Source organism: Paraburkholderia ribeironis (assembly GCF_900019265.1).
Lineage (GTDB): Bacteria > Pseudomonadota > Gammaproteobacteria > Burkholderiales > Burkholderiaceae > Paraburkholderia > Paraburkholderia ribeironis.
The window spans coordinates 1-18,675 of the sequence record NZ_CYGX02000048.1 but is presented as its reverse complement, the minus strand read 5'-3'; the positions used below and the strand labels follow the sequence as shown (position 1 = coordinate 18,675).

General features: G+C 64.6%; 16 protein-coding genes and 1 pseudogene. 12 read left to right on the top strand and 5 right to left on the bottom strand.

All coding sequences use genetic code 11. The features are described 5' to 3' along the window. The first annotated feature begins 6 nt into the window (after positions 1-6). From BN2475_RS21945 to BN2475_RS21890, 11 genes and pseudogenes are all read left to right on the top strand, one after another. Entirely contained in the window at positions 7-1,440 is a 1,434-nt protein-coding gene (locus BN2475_RS21945) for an efflux transporter outer membrane subunit (protein ID WP_094781605.1), read from the top strand. 332 nt (positions 1,441-1,772) lie between these two features. After that, positions 1,773-2,162, top strand: coding sequence for a cytidine deaminase (locus BN2475_RS21940; RefSeq protein WP_094781604.1), 390 nt, complete (start codon positions 1,773-1,775; stop codon positions 2,160-2,162). Continuing rightward, on the top strand, positions 2,159-3,124 hold the full coding sequence (locus BN2475_RS21935) for a nucleoside hydrolase (RefSeq protein WP_094781603.1): 966 nt from the start codon (positions 2,159-2,161) through the stop codon (positions 3,122-3,124). Before BN2475_RS21940 ends, BN2475_RS21935 begins: the two co-directional genes overlap by 4 nt. Positions 3,125-3,439: 315 nt before the next feature. Beyond that, complete coding sequence (panE, locus tag BN2475_RS21930) at positions 3,440-4,378, top strand: 2-dehydropantoate 2-reductase (RefSeq protein ID WP_094781602.1); 939 nt, start codon at positions 3,440-3,442, stop codon at positions 4,376-4,378. 78 nt (positions 4,379-4,456) lie between these two features. Next, on the top strand, positions 4,457-4,756 hold the full coding sequence (locus BN2475_RS21925) for a hypothetical protein (RefSeq protein WP_094781601.1): 300 nt from the start codon (positions 4,457-4,459) through the stop codon (positions 4,754-4,756). Positions 4,757-4,873: 117 nt separating this feature from the next. Continuing rightward, positions 4,874-6,019 (top strand): annotated as a pseudogene (pdxR, locus tag BN2475_RS21920) (MocR-like pyridoxine biosynthesis transcription factor PdxR); the annotation flags it as partial. A 264-nt stretch (positions 6,020-6,283) separates the two neighbouring features. Further along, positions 6,284-6,736: an HU family DNA-binding protein gene (locus tag BN2475_RS34865; RefSeq protein ID WP_094781600.1), complete on the top strand. Its 453-nt coding sequence runs from the start codon at positions 6,284-6,286 to the stop codon at positions 6,734-6,736. Positions 6,737-7,084: 348 nt separating this feature from the next. Continuing rightward, positions 7,085-8,494 (top strand): circularly permuted type 2 ATP-grasp protein, encoded by a 1,410-nt coding sequence (locus BN2475_RS21905; RefSeq protein WP_094781599.1) that lies wholly within the window; start codon positions 7,085-7,087, stop codon positions 8,492-8,494. A gap of 168 nt (positions 8,495-8,662) precedes the next feature. Further along, the gene (locus tag BN2475_RS21900; RefSeq protein ID WP_094781598.1) at positions 8,663-9,613 is read left to right on the top strand and encodes an alpha-E domain-containing protein; all 951 of its coding nucleotides are present in this window, start codon (positions 8,663-8,665) and stop codon (positions 9,611-9,613) included. Between the two features lie 10 nt (positions 9,614-9,623). After that, complete coding sequence (locus BN2475_RS21895) at positions 9,624-10,451, top strand: transglutaminase family protein (protein ID WP_094781597.1); 828 nt, start codon at positions 9,624-9,626, stop codon at positions 10,449-10,451. A gap of 201 nt (positions 10,452-10,652) precedes the next feature. Then, entirely contained in the window at positions 10,653-11,525 is an 873-nt protein-coding gene (locus BN2475_RS21890) for a proteasome-type protease (RefSeq protein WP_094781596.1), read from the top strand. Between the two features lie 331 nt (positions 11,526-11,856). Here BN2475_RS21890 and BN2475_RS21885 read toward each other — a convergent pair whose 3' ends face one another. After that, positions 11,857-13,044: a porin gene (locus BN2475_RS21885; protein ID WP_094781652.1), complete on the bottom strand. Its 1,188-nt coding sequence runs from the start codon at positions 13,042-13,044 to the stop codon at positions 11,857-11,859. A 455-nt stretch (positions 13,045-13,499) separates the two neighbouring features. Next, a complete protein-coding gene (locus tag BN2475_RS21880) occupies positions 13,500-14,795 on the bottom strand; it encodes a YihY/virulence factor BrkB family protein (protein ID WP_094781595.1) in 1,296 nt (431 codons plus the stop codon). 239 nt (positions 14,796-15,034) lie between these two features. On the opposite strand from BN2475_RS21880, the gene BN2475_RS21875 reads away from it, so the two are divergent. After that, on the top strand, positions 15,035-15,574 hold the full coding sequence (locus tag BN2475_RS21875; protein ID WP_094781594.1) for a YbaK/EbsC family protein: 540 nt from the start codon (positions 15,035-15,037) through the stop codon (positions 15,572-15,574). Positions 15,575-15,763: 189 nt separating this feature from the next. Here the strand turns inward: BN2475_RS21875 and BN2475_RS21870 are convergent, their stop codons facing one another. From BN2475_RS21870 to BN2475_RS33755, 3 genes are all read right to left on the bottom strand, one after another. Beyond that, a complete protein-coding gene (locus BN2475_RS21870) occupies positions 15,764-16,354 on the bottom strand; it encodes a BPSL1445 family SYLF domain-containing lipoprotein (RefSeq protein ID WP_094781593.1) in 591 nt (196 codons plus the stop codon). A 218-nt stretch (positions 16,355-16,572) separates the two neighbouring features. After that, positions 16,573-17,961, bottom strand: coding sequence for an FAD-binding oxidoreductase (locus BN2475_RS21865; protein WP_094781592.1), 1,389 nt, complete (start codon positions 17,959-17,961; stop codon positions 16,573-16,575). A gap of 117 nt (positions 17,962-18,078) precedes the next feature. Beyond that, positions 18,079-18,258 carry a hypothetical protein gene (locus BN2475_RS33755; RefSeq protein ID WP_143325837.1) on the bottom strand — a complete coding sequence of 60 codons (180 nt, stop codon included), beginning with the start codon at positions 18,256-18,258 and terminating at the stop codon, positions 18,079-18,081. Between the last annotated feature and the right edge of the window lie 417 nt (positions 18,259-18,675).

The window sequence follows — 18,675 nt, the reverse complement described above, 5'->3', positions numbered from 1 at the left end:
TCCAACATGAAGGCTTTCGTTATCAAGGTATTGACGAGCGCGGCAGTGCTCGCACTCGCGGCATGCGCGGTGCAACCGGCCACGCACGCGGATCTGCCGCAGACGGTCAAGACCGTCGCTCCGGACGCATGGAGTGTCGACGCCCCGCAAGACAGCGTGAGCGCCGGCGCGTGGTGGGCGCAATTCGGCGACCCGGTGATGCATCGACTCGTCGAGTCGGTGCTGACCGGCAATCTCGACCTGCAGGCCGCAGTGGAGCGCATCAAGCAGGCGCAGGATCTGGTGACGCAAAATCGCGCGGCGTTGCTGCCCGAGTTGAGCGCCAACGCGACCGCTTCCACCGAGCGCCAGAACACGCCGCCCCCGCTCGGCTACGTGCGTCAAGCCGGGTTCGGCCTGTCGGCGAGCTGGACGCCCGATGTGTTCGGCGGTGAACGTCTCGCGGTGCTGGCGGCGCAGGCGCAGGTGTCGGGGCGCACGGCGGCATTGAACGAGCTGCGGCTCGCGCTCGCCGCGAACACGGCAGCGGCGTATATCGATCTGCGTTGGGCGCAGGCGCAACTGCAAATTCTCAGCGACAACGAACAGATTCGCGCTCGCGCACTGAAGCTTACGCAGGAGCGTTTGCGTTACGGACTGTCGACGCAACTCGACGTCGCGCGGGCGCAGAACCAGCTGGAGGATTTGCAGGCGCAGATTCCGCGCGTGCAGTCCACCGTGCAGCATCAATTGAGTCTGATTGCGGTGTATTCGGGCCGCACGCCGGAGAGTGTCGATGGTTTGCTGCTCGGCGATGCCCGCGAGATTCCGGTGCCCGCGCAAAGCGCGCCGCGCATGCTGCCGTCGGACGCGCTCCTGCAACGACCCGACGTGCGCACCGCGTATGCGACCGTCGAACAGCGCGCGGCGGAAGTGGGGGTGTCGAAGGCGCAGCGCTATCCGCAATTCAAAATCAATCTCGCGGACGGTCTGCTCGCTTCGTCGTACCTCGGTTTGCCGACGCTGACCGACAACCTCTTTAGCGCCGCGTTGAACGCGACGAGCCCGATCTTCAACGCGGGCCGTATCACCGCGAATATCGACGCGAGCGAGAGCCGCATGCGCGAATCGCAACTCGGCTTGCAGCAGACCATGCTGCAGGCGCTCAAGGAAATCGAGGACAACCGCAGCGATCTGGTGAGTGGTGCGGCACAGGTGCAACGGCTCGGCGGGGCGCTCGATGCATCCAGTCACGCGCTGCGGCTGTCGACCGAACTGTACAAGGGCGGCGCGTCGAGTTTTCTCGATGTGCTCACTGCACAGGAGGCGTATCTGCGCGATTCGGAATCGCTGAACCAGGCGAGGCGCGAGCATGCGCTCTCAGCGGTCGCGTTGTATCGGTCGCTTGGCGGCGGGTGGGATGTGCAGGACGCGGTGGCAGCGGTAGCGGCGGATCGGTGACCGATGAGGGGGGATCGTATGTAACCGCATGCCGATCGCTGCTGTGCTGCCCATCGCTTCCTGAAGGACACCGCGGGACACCGCGGACACCGCGGACACCGCGGACACCGCGGACACCGCGAGCATGAGCGCCGCCGGCCGGCAAGCGCCCGATCCGCGTACCATTGCTATCCTGACGTGCGTGTCGTGCGTGTCGTGCGTGTCGCGCGTGTCGTGCGTGTCGTGCGCGTCGTGCGGCTCTAGCGCCGTTACGCCTGAACGCCGCGCACGAACCCGATGAGCGCCACGATGGCGCGCGCTGCGTCACGCTGAATTGAATCGAGGATCGCCGCATGGATATGCAACAACTGCTGGAACGCGCGGCTGTCGCGCGAGAAAAGGCCTATGCGCCTTATTCGAAGTTCAAGGTCGGCGCCGCGCTGCTGACCAGAGACGGCCAGGTGTTCGACGGCTGCAACGTCGAGAATTCAGCGTATGGCCTATGCAATTGCGCGGAACGCACCGCGTTTTTCAGCGCGATCGCGGCGGGCTATCGGCGCGGCCAGTTCGCGGCGCTTGCAGTGATCGGCGATACGGACGGCCCGATCGCGCCATGCGGCGCATGCCGCCAGGTGATCATCGAACTGGGCGGCCCCGAATTGCCGATTCGCCTCGGCAACCTGCGCGGCGCGACGCGCGACACCACCGCTCGCGAGCAATTGCCGGACGCGTTCTACCTATGAGCCGCCACAAGATCATCTACGACACCGACCCGGGTGTCGACGACGCGATGGCGCTCGTGTTTCAGGCGCTGCATCCAGACATCGAGCTGCTCGGTTTGACGAGCGTATTCGGCAACGCGTCGATCGAGACGACTACCTGCAATGCGCGCTTCCTGGCCGGGCGCTTCACCCCCGGCGTGCCGGTCGCGCGGGGCGCGGCGGCGCCGCTCAGGCGCGCCGCGCCCGAGCCGCTGGCGTCGATTCACGGCGACAACGGGCTCGGCAACATTGCGTTCGACACGACCGGCCTGGCTGCGCTCGACGCGCGTCCCGCACACCGCTTCATCATCGACACGGTGCGCGCGCATCCCGGCGAAGTCACGCTGCTCGCGGTGGGGCCGCTCACGAACCTCGCGTTGGCGCTCGCCGACGATCCGCGGATCGCGTCGCTCGTCAAACAGCTAGTGATCATGGGCGGCGCGTTCGGTACGCACGGCGTGCTCGGCAACGTGACGCCGGCGGCGGAAGCCAACATCCTGGGCGACCCCGAGGCGGCCGACAGCGTGCTCGGTGCGGCGTGGCCGGTGACGATCGTCGGACTCGACGTGACGCAGCCGACCATCATGAGCCGCGACTACCTGGCGTCGCTGCGTGATCGCGGCGGCGCAGCGGGACAGTTCCTGTGGGACGTGTCGCGGCACTACGAGGCGTTTCATTGGCAAAGCGCGCAACTGCAGGGCGTCTACGTGCACGATCCGTCGGCGGTCGCGTACGTGCTGGCGCCGCATCTTTACACCACCCGCAGCGGTCCCGTGCGGGTCGTCACCGACGGCATCGCGGTGGGCCAGACCATCCAGAAGCCTTCGACGATGCCGGTGCTCGCGCCTGATTGGGATAGCCGGCCCGCATGCGAGGTCTGTATCGACGTGGATGTGCCCGGCATGCTGGCGCTTTATGAGCGCACCATTTGCGGCACGCTCTAGCGAACGTTTCAGCAAGGGGCCGGCGCATGCTTGCATGTGCGAAGGGCGTCGCGCGAACTGGCGGAGCCAGGTTGCATTGCACGGGCCGCAGCGCGTAATCTGAACGAGACGAACCGGGATGAGCAGAGGTGAGGTGAGCCGGGCTGACCAGAATTGAGCCAGCCCACGGTGCATTGCAGCACAGGCGGGCCAGCCAATCGAGGCCGGTGCAGAATATCAATCTTTGCTACATTTCTGCACGCACTGCGTACGCGGCCCGCAACGCTTCGCCGACGGACGCGGCGTGCATGACCGAAATCTATCGAGAGGCCAACGATGCGAATTCTAGTAGTAGGGGCGGGCGCGGTGGGCGGTTACTTCGGCGGCCGTCTCGCGGCGGCGGGCCAGGACGTGACCTTCCTCGTGCGTGCGGGTCGGGCGGAAAAGCTGCAGCGTGACGGACTCGTCATCAGCAGCCCGCGCGGCGATCTCACGCTGCGCGACGTCAAGACGATACTCGCGGGCGTCAGCGCCGAACCATTCGATCTGGTGCTGCTCAGTTGCAAAGCCTATAGCCTCGACGACGCGATCGATTCGTTCGCACCGCTGGTCGGCGAGTCGACGCTGATTCTGCCGATGCTCAACGGCATGCGCCATATCGACGTGCTGGTCGAGAAATTCGGCGCGGCCCGCGTACTGGGCGGTCAATGCGTGATCGCGGCAACGCTCGACGCCGCGCAGCACGTCGTGCATCTGAACGACTTGCACGCAATCACGTTTGGTGAACTGGCGGGCGGCGGTACGTCGGAGCGCGTCCAGCAAATCGCGGACGCGATGGCCGGCGCGAATTTCGACGTGGCGGTCAGCGAGAGCATTCTGCTGCGCATGTGGGAGAAGTGGGTGTTCCTCGCCACCCTGGCGGGCAGCACGTGCTTGATGCGTGGGTCGGTCGGCGATATTCTGGCTGCGCCTGACGGCAAGCGCGTGGTCGAGAATCTGTTGGGCGAGTGCCGGGCGGTGGCCGAGCACAACGGCTTTACGATGGGCCCGGACTTCGACGCCCGCGCCACCCAGACGCTGTTGACGCCGACACCGCTGACCGCGTCGATGCTGCGCGACGTGGAAAACCACTCGCATACCGAGGCGGATCATATTCTCGGCGATCTGATCGCGCGTGGCGGTGACGCGCAACATGGCGAGCATGGCTTATCGCTGCTGCGTATCGCCTATAGTCATCTGAAGACGTATGAAGCGAGGCAGGCCCACACCTCGTGAATGGTTGCCGGGGCCGCTCCGGGAAACGCAAGGTATCGGGAAGGACCACCATCGCAACCTGTCGATCGGAGGTGAAGCATGCCGAGTCCAACCGGATCGGTGCCCGCGCTCAGTGCTGCTTCGGCAACGATCTTCTCGATCGGGATCGTCTTTCTCGGCTACTGGGGCTTGTATGAGCCGACCAGATGGCGCGCCGTCGACGTCGTGGTTTTCGTGTCCGCGCTGAGCGGCTTCGCCTGTCTCGGGCTCGTGCCGTGGATGGCGACGAGCCCCGTCGAGCCGGAAACCAGCGACGCCCGCATTCGCGTTGCGCGCCATCTGTTTCTCGCCGGCGTTTTCGCGATCTGGTTCGCGGTGGCGATTTCGGTGATCTTCTGACACGCCGCACGCGTTATCGCGCCATCTGCCGATTCCAGCGCGCGGCAGCAGACTCATGCCGGCTTGCACATGTGCCGGGCCCGCTGGTGCTTTCGCCGCTAGCCGCCGCACGCGCCCCAGCCGCTGTGGGAGCAGATGCCCGACAGCTTGCCGCTGTCGCGGCCTTCGGTGCCGCCGCCGCTCGACTTCATGGGCGGCGCGACCGACAAGTCGCTGTTCCCGTTCGACGTCTGGCGCCGCTGCGTGAATCACGCGCTGCGTGCGCAAGCGCGCAGTCCGGGCATGTATCGCGATGTCGCCGGCGAACAGGAGCTGCGCCTCGCGATCTCGCGCTACCTTGCCTTCAACCGTGCGGTGTCGAGCAACTGGGACGACGTGATCGTCACGCAAGGCGCGCAGCACGCGCTGGATCTGATGGCGCGCATTACGTTGCGGCCAGGCGAAGTCGCCGCGCTCGAAGATCCCGGCTATCCACCGGCGCATGCCTGCTTCACTGCGACCGGGGCGCGCGTCGTGCCGGTGCCGGTGGACGGGCAAGGCTTGATCGTCAGCAAGCTGCCGGACAAGGCTCGGCTCGTCTACGTGACGCCGTCGCATCAGTTTCCGCTCGGCATGCCGATGAGTCTCGAGCGTCGCGTCGAATTGCTCGAATGGGCGCAAAAGCGCGGCGCGGTGATCATCGAGGACGACTACGACTGCGAGTACCGCTTCGAAGGCCGGCCGATGGAGCCGCTGAAAAGCCTCGATCGTGCCGGCCTCGTCGCCTACGTGGGCACGTTTTCGAAGACGATCTTCCCGGAGCTGCGGGTCGGCTACGTGGTGCCGCCGGCATCGCTTCATGGTCCGCTCCTCAAGGCGCGCCGGATTACCGACTGCCACGGCTGCACGCTCACGCAAAGCGCGCTCGCGGCGTTCATGCTCAACGGCGATTTCGCCAAGCATCTGCGACGCATGCACGGGATCTACGCGGCGCGCCGCGCGATGCTGCTCGACCATCTGCATGGCGAGCTCGCGCGCTGGTTCGAGCCGATCGTGCCGACCGCGGGCATCCACTTGGCGGCGCGTCTGCGCGCGCCACTGACGGAACAGGCGCTGGTCGGCGCGGCGCGCGCAGCCTCGATCGGCTTGTATGGACTCGCGCCGTTCCACCGGCGTGCGCGGCCTCAGCCCGGGCTGATTTTCGGCTACGGCAGCATCGCGGTCGAACATATCGACGCGGCGCTCACGAAACTCGCTGGCATCCTGCCGCGTGTCGGGCGCTGACGCGAACGAAAAGTGCCTGTATTCAGGCATCGAAACGAACTGAAACCTTCGTTACGTGTTCGTGTTGCCGGCATCGGAACACAGGTTTACCCGCTAAAACAAGCATCAAAATGGTTGGCGCAGTCTGCGCCGCGCAACAAACCTGGGTTGTTAGCGATAAAAGAGTCGCGCAAATCACATGAGCGCTTGTAGAATCCGGCGTTGAAGCATGCACATGGCGTGTGTGCTTCGTGCAATTCACTGACCACAACAGGTAGGAGAAACATGCCGACTTCCGCAAAAAAGGTGGCCAAGAAGGCTGCTGCCCCGGTACCGACCAAGAAGGTTGCTGCAAAGAAAGTTCCTGCGAAGAAGGCCGTCGCAGCCAAGAAGGTCGCCGTGAAGGCGTCCGGCGCACCGTCGCCGATCAAGGACACCTTCACGAAGGCCTCGTTGGCTGCTCACGTTGCTGAGCGCGCCGCTGTGGAACCGAAAACCGCCAAGGCCGTGCTGGCCGCGCTCGAAGACACGATCCTCGGCGCCGTGCACAAGAAGGGCGCTGGCGAATTCACGCTGTCGGGTCTTCTGAAGATCGTCGTGCAAGCTGTGCCGGCGAAGAAGAAGCGCTTCGGCAAGGACCCGTTCTCGGGTGAAGAGCGTTGGTTCCCGGCCAAGCCGGCTAGCGTGCGCATCAAGGCACGTGCGCTGAAGAAGCTGAAAGACGCTGCAGCAAGCTGATCGACCAGGCATGCGTCGCTGTGGTGGGCCGCGAATGCGGCTAACCATGGTTGACGTTTGAGTTGATTCGTTGTGCGAGTAGTCCGAATCCCCGTGGGTGTGAATCCACGGGGATTTTTTTGCACATGCGTAACGTGCACCACGGTGCCGCGATGCACCGTACTAGCGCATCATGGGCCGCAGCAGTACGATGACAGCGACGCATGCCAGTCGGGATGCGCTGCTAGCGTGCATGCAACGTGGTTCGCGCGTGCGGGCTTCAATGGCATAGCGCTTGCTTGATCGATTGTCGAACACCGAATGCGCAGCGCATTCGCCTTCTATCCGACAACAAGAGCGGGGCGTGACATGCGATGCTATGACGAGATGCGTCATCATGACGATGCCGTGCGGCCACACTACGCGCGCTTCGAGCGATGGTTGGTCAAGCAGGGCAACGAGGCGATCGCACGCAAGCGTGCGGAAGCCGACCTGCTGTTTCGCCGGGTCGGCATCACGTTCGCGGTGAACGGCGATCTGTCCGGCACCGAACGGCTGATCCCTTTCGATCTGATCCCGCGCATCATTCCGCGCAGTGAATGGCAGACGCTCGAAGCCGGTTTGCGTCAGCGCGTGCAGGCGCTCAATCTGTTCATCCATGACGTCTATCACGATCGCAACATCGTGCGCGCCGGCATCGTGCCGGCCGAGCAGGTCTATACCAATGCGCAATACCGGCCGGAGATGCAGGGCGTGGATGTGCCGCTCGGTGTTTACGCGCATATCGCCGGAGTCGATGTGGTTCGCGCGGGCGACGAGGGCGAGTTCTACGTGCTCGAAGACAATCTGCGTGTGCCGTCGGGCGTGTCCTATATGCTGGAAAACCGCAAGATGATGATGCGGCTCTTTCCCGAGTTGTTCGTGCAGAACCGCATCGCGCCGGTCGCGCACTATCCCGATCTGCTGCTCGATACGCTGCGCTCGGTCGCGCCCGAAGGCGTCGACGATCCGGTCGTGGTGGTGCTCACGCCGGGCATGTACAACTCCGCGTATTTCGAGCACACCTTCCTCGCGCAGCAGATGGGCGTGGAACTGGTGGAAGGCAAGGACCTGTTCGTCGACGACAACTATGTGTTCATGCGCACCACGCAGGGACCGAAACGGGTCGACGTGATCTACCGCCGCGTCGACGACGACTTTCTCGATCCGCTGGCGTTTCGCAACGACTCGGCGCTCGGCGTGCCGGGTTTGCTGACCGCGTATCGCGCCGGGCGCGTGGCACTCGCGAACGCGATGGGCACCGGCATCGCCGACGACAAATCGATCTATCCGTACGTGCCGGAGATGATCGAGTTCTACCTGGGCGAAAAGCCGATCCTCAACAACGTGCCCACGTTCCAGTGCCGCAAGCCCGACGATCTGGCCTACACGCTCGCGCATCTGCCGGAGCTGGTGGTCAAGGAAGTGCATGGCGCGGGCGGCTACGGGATGCTGGTGGGGCCGGCTTCGACGCAAGCCGAAATCGAAGCGTTCCGCGCACGCCTGATCGCGCGTCCGGCCGGTTATATCGCGCAGCCCACGCTGGCGCTCTCCGCGTGTCCGACTTTCGTCGAGTCGGGCATCGCGCCGCGCCATATCGACCTGCGCCCGTTCGTGCTGTCCGGCAAGACCGTCACGATGGTGGCGGGCGGCCTCACGCGCGTGGCATTGCAGGAAGGTTCGCTAGTCGTCAATTCATCGCAGGGAGGCGGGACCAAGGATACGTGGATGGTCGACTGACGCGGTTGCCAATGCGCTCGCCGATGCCGCTCATCGCGTCACCCGGCCAGCGCGTGCGTAACCCACCGCGCCGGGGCGGCACGCTGCACGCCGCCGGCGCATACGGATAACCAGCGCGGGCCTGCTACGTCGATCAGAGCCTCGCGTCATCAGATACGGAACGCCGTCATGCTAAGCCGCACCGCCGATCACCTTTTCTGGATGGCCCGCTACATGGAGCGCGCGGAGAATACCGCCCGCATGCTCGACATCAACCTGAAGGCGCTGCTGTTGCCGCAGACGCCCGACCAGGAGGCGCGCGCACAACGTTCGGTGTTGCGTATCTCCGAGCTCGAGAGCGCCTTCGCGCAGCGCTACGACGAACCGACCCGCGAACACGTGCTCGATTTCATGGTCGCGGACGCGACCAATCCGTCGAGCATTCATTCGTGCCTGCAGGCCGCCCGCGAAAACGCCCGCGCCGTGCGCGGCACATTGACGACCGAGTGGTGGGAAACCATCAACGACACCTGGCTCGAATTCAACGAGCGCAGCTCGTCCGGCCAGGCGGCCAACAACCCGGGCGCGCTGTTCGAATGGGTGAAGTTCCGCTCGCATCTGTCGCGTGGCGTGACGATCGGCACCGCGCTGCAGGACGACGCGTTCTTCTTCACGCAGCTCGGCACGTACCTCGAACGGGCCGACAACACCGCGCGGATTCTCGACGTGCGCTTCGCGGACGTCGAACCGAATTCACGCGACGCCGCGCGTCAGCTCGAAGATTTCTATTACTGGACGTCGATTCTGAGTTCGGTGTCGGCGCTCGAAATCTATCGCAAGGTCTATCGCGACGTTGTCACGCCGGCGCGCGTGGTTGAATTGATGATCCTGAACCAGCAGATGCCGCGTTCGCTGCTCGCATCGCTCGACGGCGTCTGCACGAATCTCGCGATGCTGCGCACGCCGGGCTCGAATCAGTGCGAACGCTTCGCCGGCAAGCTGCGCGCCGAGCTGGTCTATTCCGACATCCGGCAGATTTTCGAAGCCGGCCTGCACGCCTATCTGACCCAGTTCCTCGCCCGCGTGTTCGAGCTGGGCAATCTGATTGCGCGCACCTATCTGATGCTGCCAGTCGCCTGACGGAGTTTTTATGTACCTGACGATCCGCCACGACACGTCCTATCGCTACGAAGCGACGGTCCACTATTCGATCCAGCAGTTGCGTCTGACGCCGGCGAGCGGCGCCGCGCAGGTGGTACGCCGCTGGAGCATCGATGCGCCGGGCAAGCTCGATGTGACCTTCGACGCGTACGGCAACATCCTGCATACGCTGGTCATCAACAAGCCGCATAGCGAGATCCGTTTGCATGTGTCCGGCGAGGTGGACACGATACCGCTGGCCGATGGTCTGCTGCGCGACGCGGCCGGGCCGATTCCGCTCGAACATTTCACCTGCGCGACGCGGCTGACCGAGGCCGACGCGGCGATCCGCGAGCTGGCCGAGTCGGTGCCGAGTCTTGCGAGCTCGGCGAGTCTGATCGCGCTGTCCGAACAGATCGTGCAGCGCGTGAAGTACAACCCCGGCGTCACCGAAGTCACCAGCACGGCCGCGCACGCGCTCGCGCTCGGCAACGGCGTGTGCCAGGACCATGCGCATCTGATGCTGGCGTGCTGCCGTGCGCGGGGCATTCCGGCGCGCTACGTGAGCGGCTATATCGAACCAGGCGACGTGCCCCCCACGCAGACTTCCAGCGAGGCGCCGCACGGCGCGAGCCATGCCTGGGTCGACGTGTGGCTCGACGGCAAGGGCTGGATTTCGATCGACGTCACGCATGCGGCGTTCGCCAGCGAGATCTACTGCCGGCTCGCGGTCGCCCGCGACTATGAAGCCGCCGCGCCGGTGCGCGGCCGGCGCATCGGCGGGCTGGAGGAGCAGTTGAAAGTGTCCGTGACGGTCAGCGCGCAGCTGTCGCAGTAGGGGCCGCCAAGGGGCCGCCAAGGGCCGTTAAAGGCGGCCAAGCGCGCTTCGCGAACGGCTGGTCGAGCGGATTGCCGGATTTCAGCGAGCGCCAACCGTCATTTATCTTCAGATCGAGCCCGCAAAGGCCGTCATACGGAACAGAGGCGCATGCTGGCCGCATTACAATAGCGCCGTTCAGATGTTTTTTGCGGGAACCCTATGACCTACTGCGTAGCGATGTCCGTCGACGACGGACTCGTGTTCCTGTCGGATACGCGCACCAATGCGGGCGTCGATCACATCAGCACCGCGCGCAAGATGTCGGTGTTCGAGCAGCCGGGCGAACGCTTGCTCGTGCTGCTGGGCGCCGGCAATCTGTCGCTCACGCAAGCGGTGCTGCACGAGTTGTCCGAGCCCGCTGATCCCACGCTGCCCACGCTGTGGAGCGCGCCGACCTTGGCCGATGCGGCTCGCGTGGTCGGCCACGCGGTGCGCAGCGTGCATCAGCGCGAGGCGCACGCGTTGCAGGAATTCGGTGTCGACTTCAATTGCAGCTTCATTCTCGGCGGTCAGATCGCGGGCAACCGGCCGCGCCTGTTCATGATCTACGCGGCGGGCAACTTTATCGAAGCGTCGGCGGTGAATCCGTATTTCCAGATCGGCGAGGCGAAGTATGGCAAGCCCATCATCGATCGCGTGCTGACGCCATCCACGCCGCTCGACGAGGCTGCCAAGTGCGCGCTGATCTCGATGGATTCCACGCTGCGCTCGAACCTGTCGGTGGGTCTGCCGCTCGATTTGCTGGTGTACGAGAAGGATGCGCTGCGCGTCACGCGCTTCGTGTCGATCGACCATGACAACGCGTACTTCGGGATGATTCACCGGACCTGGGGCGAGCAGCTGCGTCGGGTGTTCGGCGCGATTCCCGATCCGGACTGGCAGGATTCGGCGGACGTGCCGCTGTTGCAGCGCGAGTGCGCGCTGGTGCTGCATCGTGCGCCGGTGGGTGCCGACGGCATCGAGCACGAACTCGATGCGAAGCCCGCGCAGACGCTCGCGCAGGCGGATAAGGGCAAGACGCAGCGGCGTTAGATCAGCGTGCCGGCGGTTCAACGCCGCTGGTGGTAACGCGACGCGCGTGCCTATGCGCTGTAGCGGGCCGTAGTGGGTCGCAGTATTGGCGCTAATCCGCGGATCTCAAAACCAGGGTCGTCGCGAGTCCGACAACGGGCTCGTCGGCGGCCCTTGTTTTTTGGCGTAGCCGCCGACTACCCAAGGGTTCTGCGCAGCAGTAAGCACGGCGGCGACCCGCAGCGACCCCCCACCACACGGCAAAAACCTCGAGACGAAAAAAAGCCAGCCATCGGCATCGCCTCTGGCTGGCTTTCTACTACGTCTGCTTCAGCTACGTATCAAGTCCTGATCAGAACTTGTGACGGATACCAACGCTGACCATGACCTGGTTGTTGGTGCCCGACTGGTTGCCGTACGAACCGATCGAAGCCGTAGAGGGCACGAGGCCACCGCCCGGAGTACGCTGGCTGCCGCTGGCGTGCTGCCATGCGCTAACTGCGTAGAAATCCGTGCGCTTGGACAGCGAGTAATCCGCACCCAGCGACACCTGGTTGTACGTCGCCGTTGCGTCGCCCGAGCCGTGCGTGTATGCGTAGCCGATACCCACCAGCGCTGCCGGCGTGACCTGGTAGCCGAGGTATGCACGGCCGACGTTGTACTTCTGCGTCGTCGCGAAGCCCGAATTTGCGTCCGGCCGGTATTGCGCGTTGCTGTAGCTCAGGTTACCCGTGAACGGACCCGTCACGTACTGGGCCGCCACCGAAGCGATGCCGATCGACTTCGACGCGACGTAAGCGGAGTTGATGCCGGCGAACGTCGGGAAGTTGGTGTCAAACGTGCCGAACGGCGCTGCGGTACCAGCCCAGCCGCCTGCGGTCGTACGCGTAGCCACCGAATTGGCGTTGCTTGCGTGCAGGTAGCCAGCAGCGACGCTGAACGGACCCGTTGCATACGTTGCCGCGCCCGCCCACGTCTGGCCCGAACCCGCCGCGCCTGCGACGCCGCCCAGTGCGTACAGACCTTCGAACTGGAAGCCGCTCCACACCGGCGAGACATACTTGATGGAGTTGATGACGCGGAAGCTGTTGTCGTTGTTGTCGACGTCGCCCGGCGTAGCGAACGTGCTGCCGAAGTAGTTGTCGCCCGTCAGCGGCTGGATCATGTCGACCAGCGGGTCGTACTGGCGGCCAGCCGTCAGCGTACCCCAGGCATCGCCGGTCATACCGACGTAAGCCTGGCGACCGAACATCGAACCACCTTGCTGCAGCTTGCCGGTGTTGATGTCAAAGCCGTTTTCCAACTGGAAGATTGCCTTCAGGCCGCCACCCAGGTCTTCCGTGCCCTTCAGGCCGAAACGGTTACCCTGGAGGTTGCCGCCGAACATCTGCACAAGGCTACCGCCATGGGGGGTTGCATTGTTCACGTACTGGATCGATTCATCGACCAGGCCATACAGGGTGACGCTGCTTTGAGCATGGGCCACGCCGGTCGCGCCGAGCAGCGCCAGCGAGAGGGTAGACAGTGCGATTCGTTTCATCATTTCTCCACGCGATGATTGGTTTCGTTGTTGCGGAAAGCAGAATAGCTCACCGTGTCTATCCGTTAGAACAGGAAAAAAAAGAGTGTCTCTAAAAACCGACAATCGGCGCAAAGCCTTGTATTTAAAGCTGGTTATGGATTGTTTCTGTTTTGGCAATATTGATTCGTCGACGTGCATTATTGTTGTTTCGTTGATATTGACCGTTTGAGCATCAGCAGTTTCAACACTGATTTGCAGGGTATCTGTAATCTGGTCGTCTGATCGTCTGGACTATTGCGCCAAGGACGCGTCAAGGCGATGAGACGTCCAGCCCAACCGGCTGGCTAGACAGAATCGACGTGGTGTGTGCAGGCGCAACCACGCGGGGCGCAGGAGTGCAACCGTGGCCCGAGGCGTTTGGTCGACCATCGCGGCGGCAGCCGACGCTATCAGCAGAGAGCAGACACCGGCGATCAACGCTCACCGATGATCCGGCGCGCCACGGTTGCCGTGGCTAGCCCAGCCACGGCGGCGAGCGCTACCGAAGTCCACGGATTGCGCTTCACATAACGATCCGCCGCCACGGCCTGACGGCCGGCCTCGATCAGCGCGTCGGCCGCGATACGGGTGACCTGCGCTTCGGCCGATACGACGCTGCGCGCCACGTTGACCGCGGTCGAGTGCGCGGTAGCGGCCTTGCTGTGCGCTTGCCCCGGCAATGCCACCGCCGGCGCCGCGGCAGACAGCCCGTCGCCCGCCGCGCACCCGGCATCGCGGATCACGCGGTCGTCGGTGCGCGGCAGCGGGTTCGCCGCGACCGTCGATGCCGCCAGCACAGAAGCGAGCTTCGCGCGGCTGCCCGGCGGCGCGCCTTGCTGGATGCCCCAGCCGCCACGCGGATCGTGCATGCGTCCGCGCGCCGCCGAAAACTCCGCGCCGAGCAGCAGCACGGCGGCCGAGAAGTACAGCCACATCAACAGGACGGCGAGCGAACCCGCCGCGCCGAACGACGTGACCATCCCGGCGTGAGCCAGATAAAGCGCGAACAGTTTCCGGCCGGCTGAAAACAGCACGGCCGCGACGATTCCGCCGACCAGCGCGTCGCGCCAGCGCACCCTGGCGTCCGGCAGAAACTTGAGCAGGCCGGCGAACGCGAACGCCAGCACCACCAGGCCGACGCCGAGTTGCAGCAGATTGCCGATCACCACATACGGCGACTCAGCCCACAGCCATTTGCCGATGAAGGTGATGACCGTATCGAGCACCAGCGAGACGATCAACAGGAACGCGACGCCCAGCACGAGGCCAAACGAGATCAGGCGCACCCGCACCAGCGCGATCACGCTCGACGTGCGCGGTCCGGTATAAGGCCACACCTGATTGAGCGCGCTATTGAGTGAAGAGAACGTGGCCGATGCGCCGATTGCCAGCGCCGAAAACGAAATGATCGCCGCGATGCCGCCGGCGCCGCCGTGGTGATGCGCGTTCTCGACAATGGTCTGGACACCCGCGGCGGCCTGGTCGCCGAGCAGTCCGCGAATGTGGTAATACAGCTCGCCGCGTGCGGCTGCGGCACCGAAGACCCAGCCGGCCACGGCGATCACCATGACCAGCGTGGGCGCGAGCGAGAAGGCCGCATAGAACGCGATGCTGGCGGCCATCTCGGTGCAACGGTCGTCCGCGAACTGCCTGAATGCGCCGATCGCCCAGTTGGCCTGCTTGCGGGCCGCACGCTGGAGGTTCTCGGCGGACAGGGTGTCGGTGTCCATGGTCGTGTATCTCCATCGGTTGCTGACGCGCGATACCGCCGTGTGCGAACCCTCGAGATGATGCCGGCGCGGTCTGCGCATCGATGTCTTGCGCAGATCTTGTGCCTGTCACTATACAAGCTAACGGGTGCGGCCAATGCGTGCCGAACTCGCGGCGCATGCCCGCGGTTGTTGCGCGGCACGCCGCGAGCCAGGTGTGCCGTTAGAATGCGCACTGATCCTTCCACACCTTGCTCACTATGCACTCGCACGAACTCGTAAAGCAGTTGGACGTCATTGCAGCGGAACAGTTGGGCGCGCACTTGCCCGCGCATGTCGTCGAGCAGTTGCCGGCTCATGGCGTGACGGTTTTTGCAGTCAGCGACGACGCATCGGACACCGCCGAATTCAGCGCGCGTTATGGCTTCGGTCTCGAAGACTGCGCGAACACGATCGTGGTCCGCTACAAGCGAGAGGGCGCCGAGCATTACGCGGCGCTGGTCTCGCTCGGTTCACGGCGGCTCGACATCAACGGCGCGGTGAAGGCGGCGCTGGGCGCGCAACGGCTCTCGTTCGCCAAACGCGAGGCGGCGGTGGAGCACAGCGCGATGGAGTTCGGCGGGATTACCGCGTTCGGCTTGCCGGCCGACTGGCGCATCCTGGTCGATGCCGCGGTGATGGAGCGCGTGCAGATCGTGATGGGCGCCGGGGTGCGTGCCGCCAAGCTGCTGCTCGCGCCTGACGTGCTGCGGCAGTGGCCGCGATGCGAAGTCGCCGCGCTGACGTTGCCGGTCGAGTGAGGGTTCACGCCGCCGCCGCGACCGCTCCACCTCAACGCACTGAACGCCAGCACCTGAAGTTTTCCGCCATTGCGCCGTTAGCCCTGAATCGACATGAACCGTCGCGTCGCAGCGCTGAAGCACGCGCTGCTCAGGCGGGGCAAGGGCAGTCTGCGAGGCCTCGCGGCCGCGTGACGATGAGCGGGGGACTCAGATGATCAGACGCGACACCTTGGTGCCTTCGAGCGAGATGCCGGCCATCAGGCCGCCGTTCGTCAGCACGAAGGCTTCGACCGGGCTGGTGGCGGTGGACGTATCGACCGTGCCGTTCGCGCCGACCTTCAGCACAGCCACCGTGGCATCCGCGCCGGCCGCCCAGCCCTGGCTGTGCAGGAATCCGTCGAACGCTTCCTGCGTCATGAACAGGAAGATAAGTGCCTTGGATTGCGCGCCGATCTGCAAACCGAACGAGCCCGCGACCGTGCTGTAGTAACCCGTGGTGCGGCCGTCCACGCGCATTGCGCCTTCGCCGTATTGTCCGCCGAACCAGAAGCCCGCCGAGATCACGGACGGGAACACCAGAACGCCGCGCGCCTTGGCGACCAGATCGCGCGAGCCACCCACGTTTTCGTAGAGGCGCGCGAGCGTCGAGTCGACCCCTGCGTTGATCGTATCGCGCTTGCCGGCGTTGGCTGAAGCCGATGCACCCGAGGACGGCGAAGTCGTCGTGCAACCGGCGAGGCTGAGGCCCGTTGCGGCCAAAGCAGCGCTGCCGGTCAGGATGAATTGTCGTCTGCGCATGTTGATTTTCCTTTTGCGTGATGAAAATTGCGGAAGGGGTTGCTCGTCTGCTTCTGATCTGTAGCGGGCAGTGTGCCATGACACCGACATTGCCCCGAACTCGATCTTCAAAATAGCAGATAACGTACCCGGGCACGCCGCCTGCGCATGGACGGCGCGGTGTCCCGCATGGGCGGGGAATCAGCGGGGGTGTCGGCTGATTCCCTCGCGATTGCCATCTAGACTGCCGGACGAATGTTCTGGTTGTGCCGGAAAAGATTGTGCGGATCGTAGCGGCCTTTTACCGCGACGAGCCGTTCATAGTTCGGCCCATAAGCATCGGCGATGCGGCCGCCTTCCTCTTGCGTCATGAAGTTGACGTACACGCTGCCGAGCGCAAACGGCGCGGCTGCGTCGAAGAACGCACGCGACCAGGCGATGCAGCGTTCGTCGTCGGCCGCATCATCCCAGCGGCCATGCACGTTCATCGCGTACTGCGTGTCGCGGCTCGGATAGGCCGTGGCCGCGACCGGCACGCGCTGCGTCTGCGCGCCGATCTGCCCGAGGAAGATCTCGCATTGCGGGGACGGCAGGTTGCCGATCGCGGCGAGCAGCGCGTCGATCAGGCCGTCCTCGATGCCGGCGAGATTGTGCGACTTCCAGTAGTTGCGCGCGCCCGGCGTGAGCAGCGGATCGAATGCCTGTTGCCACATTGCGAACGGCATCGGGCCGAGATGTTCGCCGACCGGCGTGCCGAAACCGCGCACGGCCTCCACCGCGGACGGCCCGCTTTCGGGCGCTCCGCAATAACACATCGCGAATACGACCACTGGTGTGCCGTGCACTTCGGGCGGCAGGAACGGCAGCGGCGGCGCGAGCCGCAGGACCGCCCAGACGCTGAGCTCGTCCGGCATGCCGGCAGTCGCGGCGCGGTACTTGACGAGCGCGTCCTTCGCCTGCTCGATCGGCAGCACGACGAGGCCGCCGTACACGAGCGGGCCGAGCGGATGCAGTTGGAACTCGAAGCAGGTGACGACGCCGAAGTTGCCGCCGCCGCCGCGAATTGCCCAGAACAGATCGTCGTGCGAATTGGCGCTGGCGTGCAGCAATTCGCCTTCGGCGGTGACGACGTCGGCCGAAATCAGGCTGTCCACCGTCATGCCGAATTTGCGGCTGATCCAGCCGAAGCCGCCGCCGAGCGTCAGGCCCGCGACGCCCGTGGTCGAATTGATGCCGAGCGGCGTGGCGAGTCCGAACGCCTGCGCCTCGTGGTCGAAGTCGCGCAGCGTCGCGCCAGGTTCGACGTACGCGCGCCGCGCAGCCGGGTCGATCCGCACCGATTTCATCGACGACAGGTCGAGCACGAGACCGTCGTCGCATAGCGCGCTGCCGCCGATGTTGTGACCGCCGCCACGCACCGCCAGAGGCAGATCGTGGTCGCGTGCGAACGTGACGCCGCGGCGCACGTCGGCCACGCCGGCGCAACGCAGGATCATCGCCGGATGGCGGTCGATCATCGCGTTCCAGATACTGCGCGCCTGATCGAAGCCCGTCTCGCCAGGTAGCAGGAGCTGGCCTCGGATACCGGATTTCAATTCGTCGATTGCGCTGCTGGACACAGTTGCCATGGCTTACCTCATGGGGAAGTGGAGGGTCCTCCCGGAACGCTAATCAGCTAACCGAAGTAAATCGAAAGCGTATTGAGAGGTTGGGTTGCGTCCAGTAAACGGAGCTGTTTCCGCAAGTCAAACACAGGTAAACCCGCGCTCGCGGTCGATGCCGCGCAAATGCTCGCCCGACAGGCGTCCGTGGGCGCATCGGCGGCGATAAACCGTGCCGGCGCCGAGGATGGTGGAAATGCTTCGGGAAAAGAGCGTGCGGCGAAGTGTTGGTTGCGCGCGGCACTGGTGGTTGCGCAGCGACACTTTGCACGTTGCCTGCGAGCGTGCGTGCGGGTTCCGCTCCGGGCTGGGGCTTTGCCGTTGTCGATGACGTTGCGATGTTTCGATGGTCGCCCGATCCGGCGTTTTGCTCACTCTGTGGGCGAACGCACGAAGCGCGCAAGCATGCGTGAGAGGGCTTCGAGTGAAGCTCGTGGTCGCAGTTGATTGCTGACTGGCTCGCGCGTCGAGTCGCGTCGAGTCGAGATCAGGGTGGCGTGCAGAGGTGCTTCGCGCGTGGCCTGACTGTGGGGTTGCCCTCACTCCGCTGCCGCAGTTATTCGCTTATGTGCGAATGAACACACGAAAAGAACGGTCGGTTGCGTGATAGCGAACATTGCTTCGTGAAAACCGCTTCGGGATTTGATTCTGGTTATTCGATTCTTTCGGTGAGATAGTCGG

Excerpts from the sequence above, each read along its gene's own strand:
- BN2475_RS21870 (WP_094781593.1), bottom strand. The coding sequence starts at position 16,354 with ATGCGCAGACGACAATTCATCCTGACCGGCAGCGCTGCTTTGGCCGCA.
- BN2475_RS21925 (WP_094781601.1), top strand. The coding sequence starts at position 4,457 with ATGCCGAGTCCAACCGGATCGGTGCCCGCGCTCAGTGCTGCTTCGGCA.
- BN2475_RS21890 (WP_094781596.1), top strand. The coding sequence starts at position 10,653 with ATGACCTACTGCGTAGCGATGTCCGTCGACGACGGACTCGTGTTCCTG.
- BN2475_RS21945 (WP_094781605.1), top strand. The coding sequence starts at position 7 with ATGAAGGCTTTCGTTATCAAGGTATTGACGAGCGCGGCAGTGCTCGCA.
- BN2475_RS21875 (WP_094781594.1), top strand. The coding sequence starts at position 15,035 with ATGCACTCGCACGAACTCGTAAAGCAGTTGGACGTCATTGCAGCGGAA.
- BN2475_RS21880 (WP_094781595.1), bottom strand. The coding sequence starts at position 14,795 with ATGGACACCGACACCCTGTCCGCCGAGAACCTCCAGCGTGCGGCCCGC.
- BN2475_RS21895 (WP_094781597.1), top strand. The coding sequence starts at position 9,624 with ATGTACCTGACGATCCGCCACGACACGTCCTATCGCTACGAAGCGACG.
- BN2475_RS21940 (WP_094781604.1), top strand. The coding sequence starts at position 1,773 with ATGGATATGCAACAACTGCTGGAACGCGCGGCTGTCGCGCGAGAAAAG.
- panE (WP_094781602.1), top strand. The coding sequence starts at position 3,440 with ATGCGAATTCTAGTAGTAGGGGCGGGCGCGGTGGGCGGTTACTTCGGC.
- BN2475_RS21885 (WP_094781652.1), bottom strand. The coding sequence starts at position 13,044 with ATGAAACGAATCGCACTGTCTACCCTCTCGCTGGCGCTGCTCGGCGCG.
- BN2475_RS21905 (WP_094781599.1), top strand. The coding sequence starts at position 7,085 with ATGCGATGCTATGACGAGATGCGTCATCATGACGATGCCGTGCGGCCA.
- BN2475_RS21935 (WP_094781603.1), top strand. The coding sequence starts at position 2,159 with ATGAGCCGCCACAAGATCATCTACGACACCGACCCGGGTGTCGACGAC.
- BN2475_RS34865 (WP_094781600.1), top strand. The coding sequence starts at position 6,284 with ATGCCGACTTCCGCAAAAAAGGTGGCCAAGAAGGCTGCTGCCCCGGTA.
- BN2475_RS21900 (WP_094781598.1), top strand. The coding sequence starts at position 8,663 with ATGCTAAGCCGCACCGCCGATCACCTTTTCTGGATGGCCCGCTACATG.
- BN2475_RS21865 (WP_094781592.1), bottom strand. The coding sequence starts at position 17,961 with ATGGCAACTGTGTCCAGCAGCGCAATCGACGAATTGAAATCCGGTATC.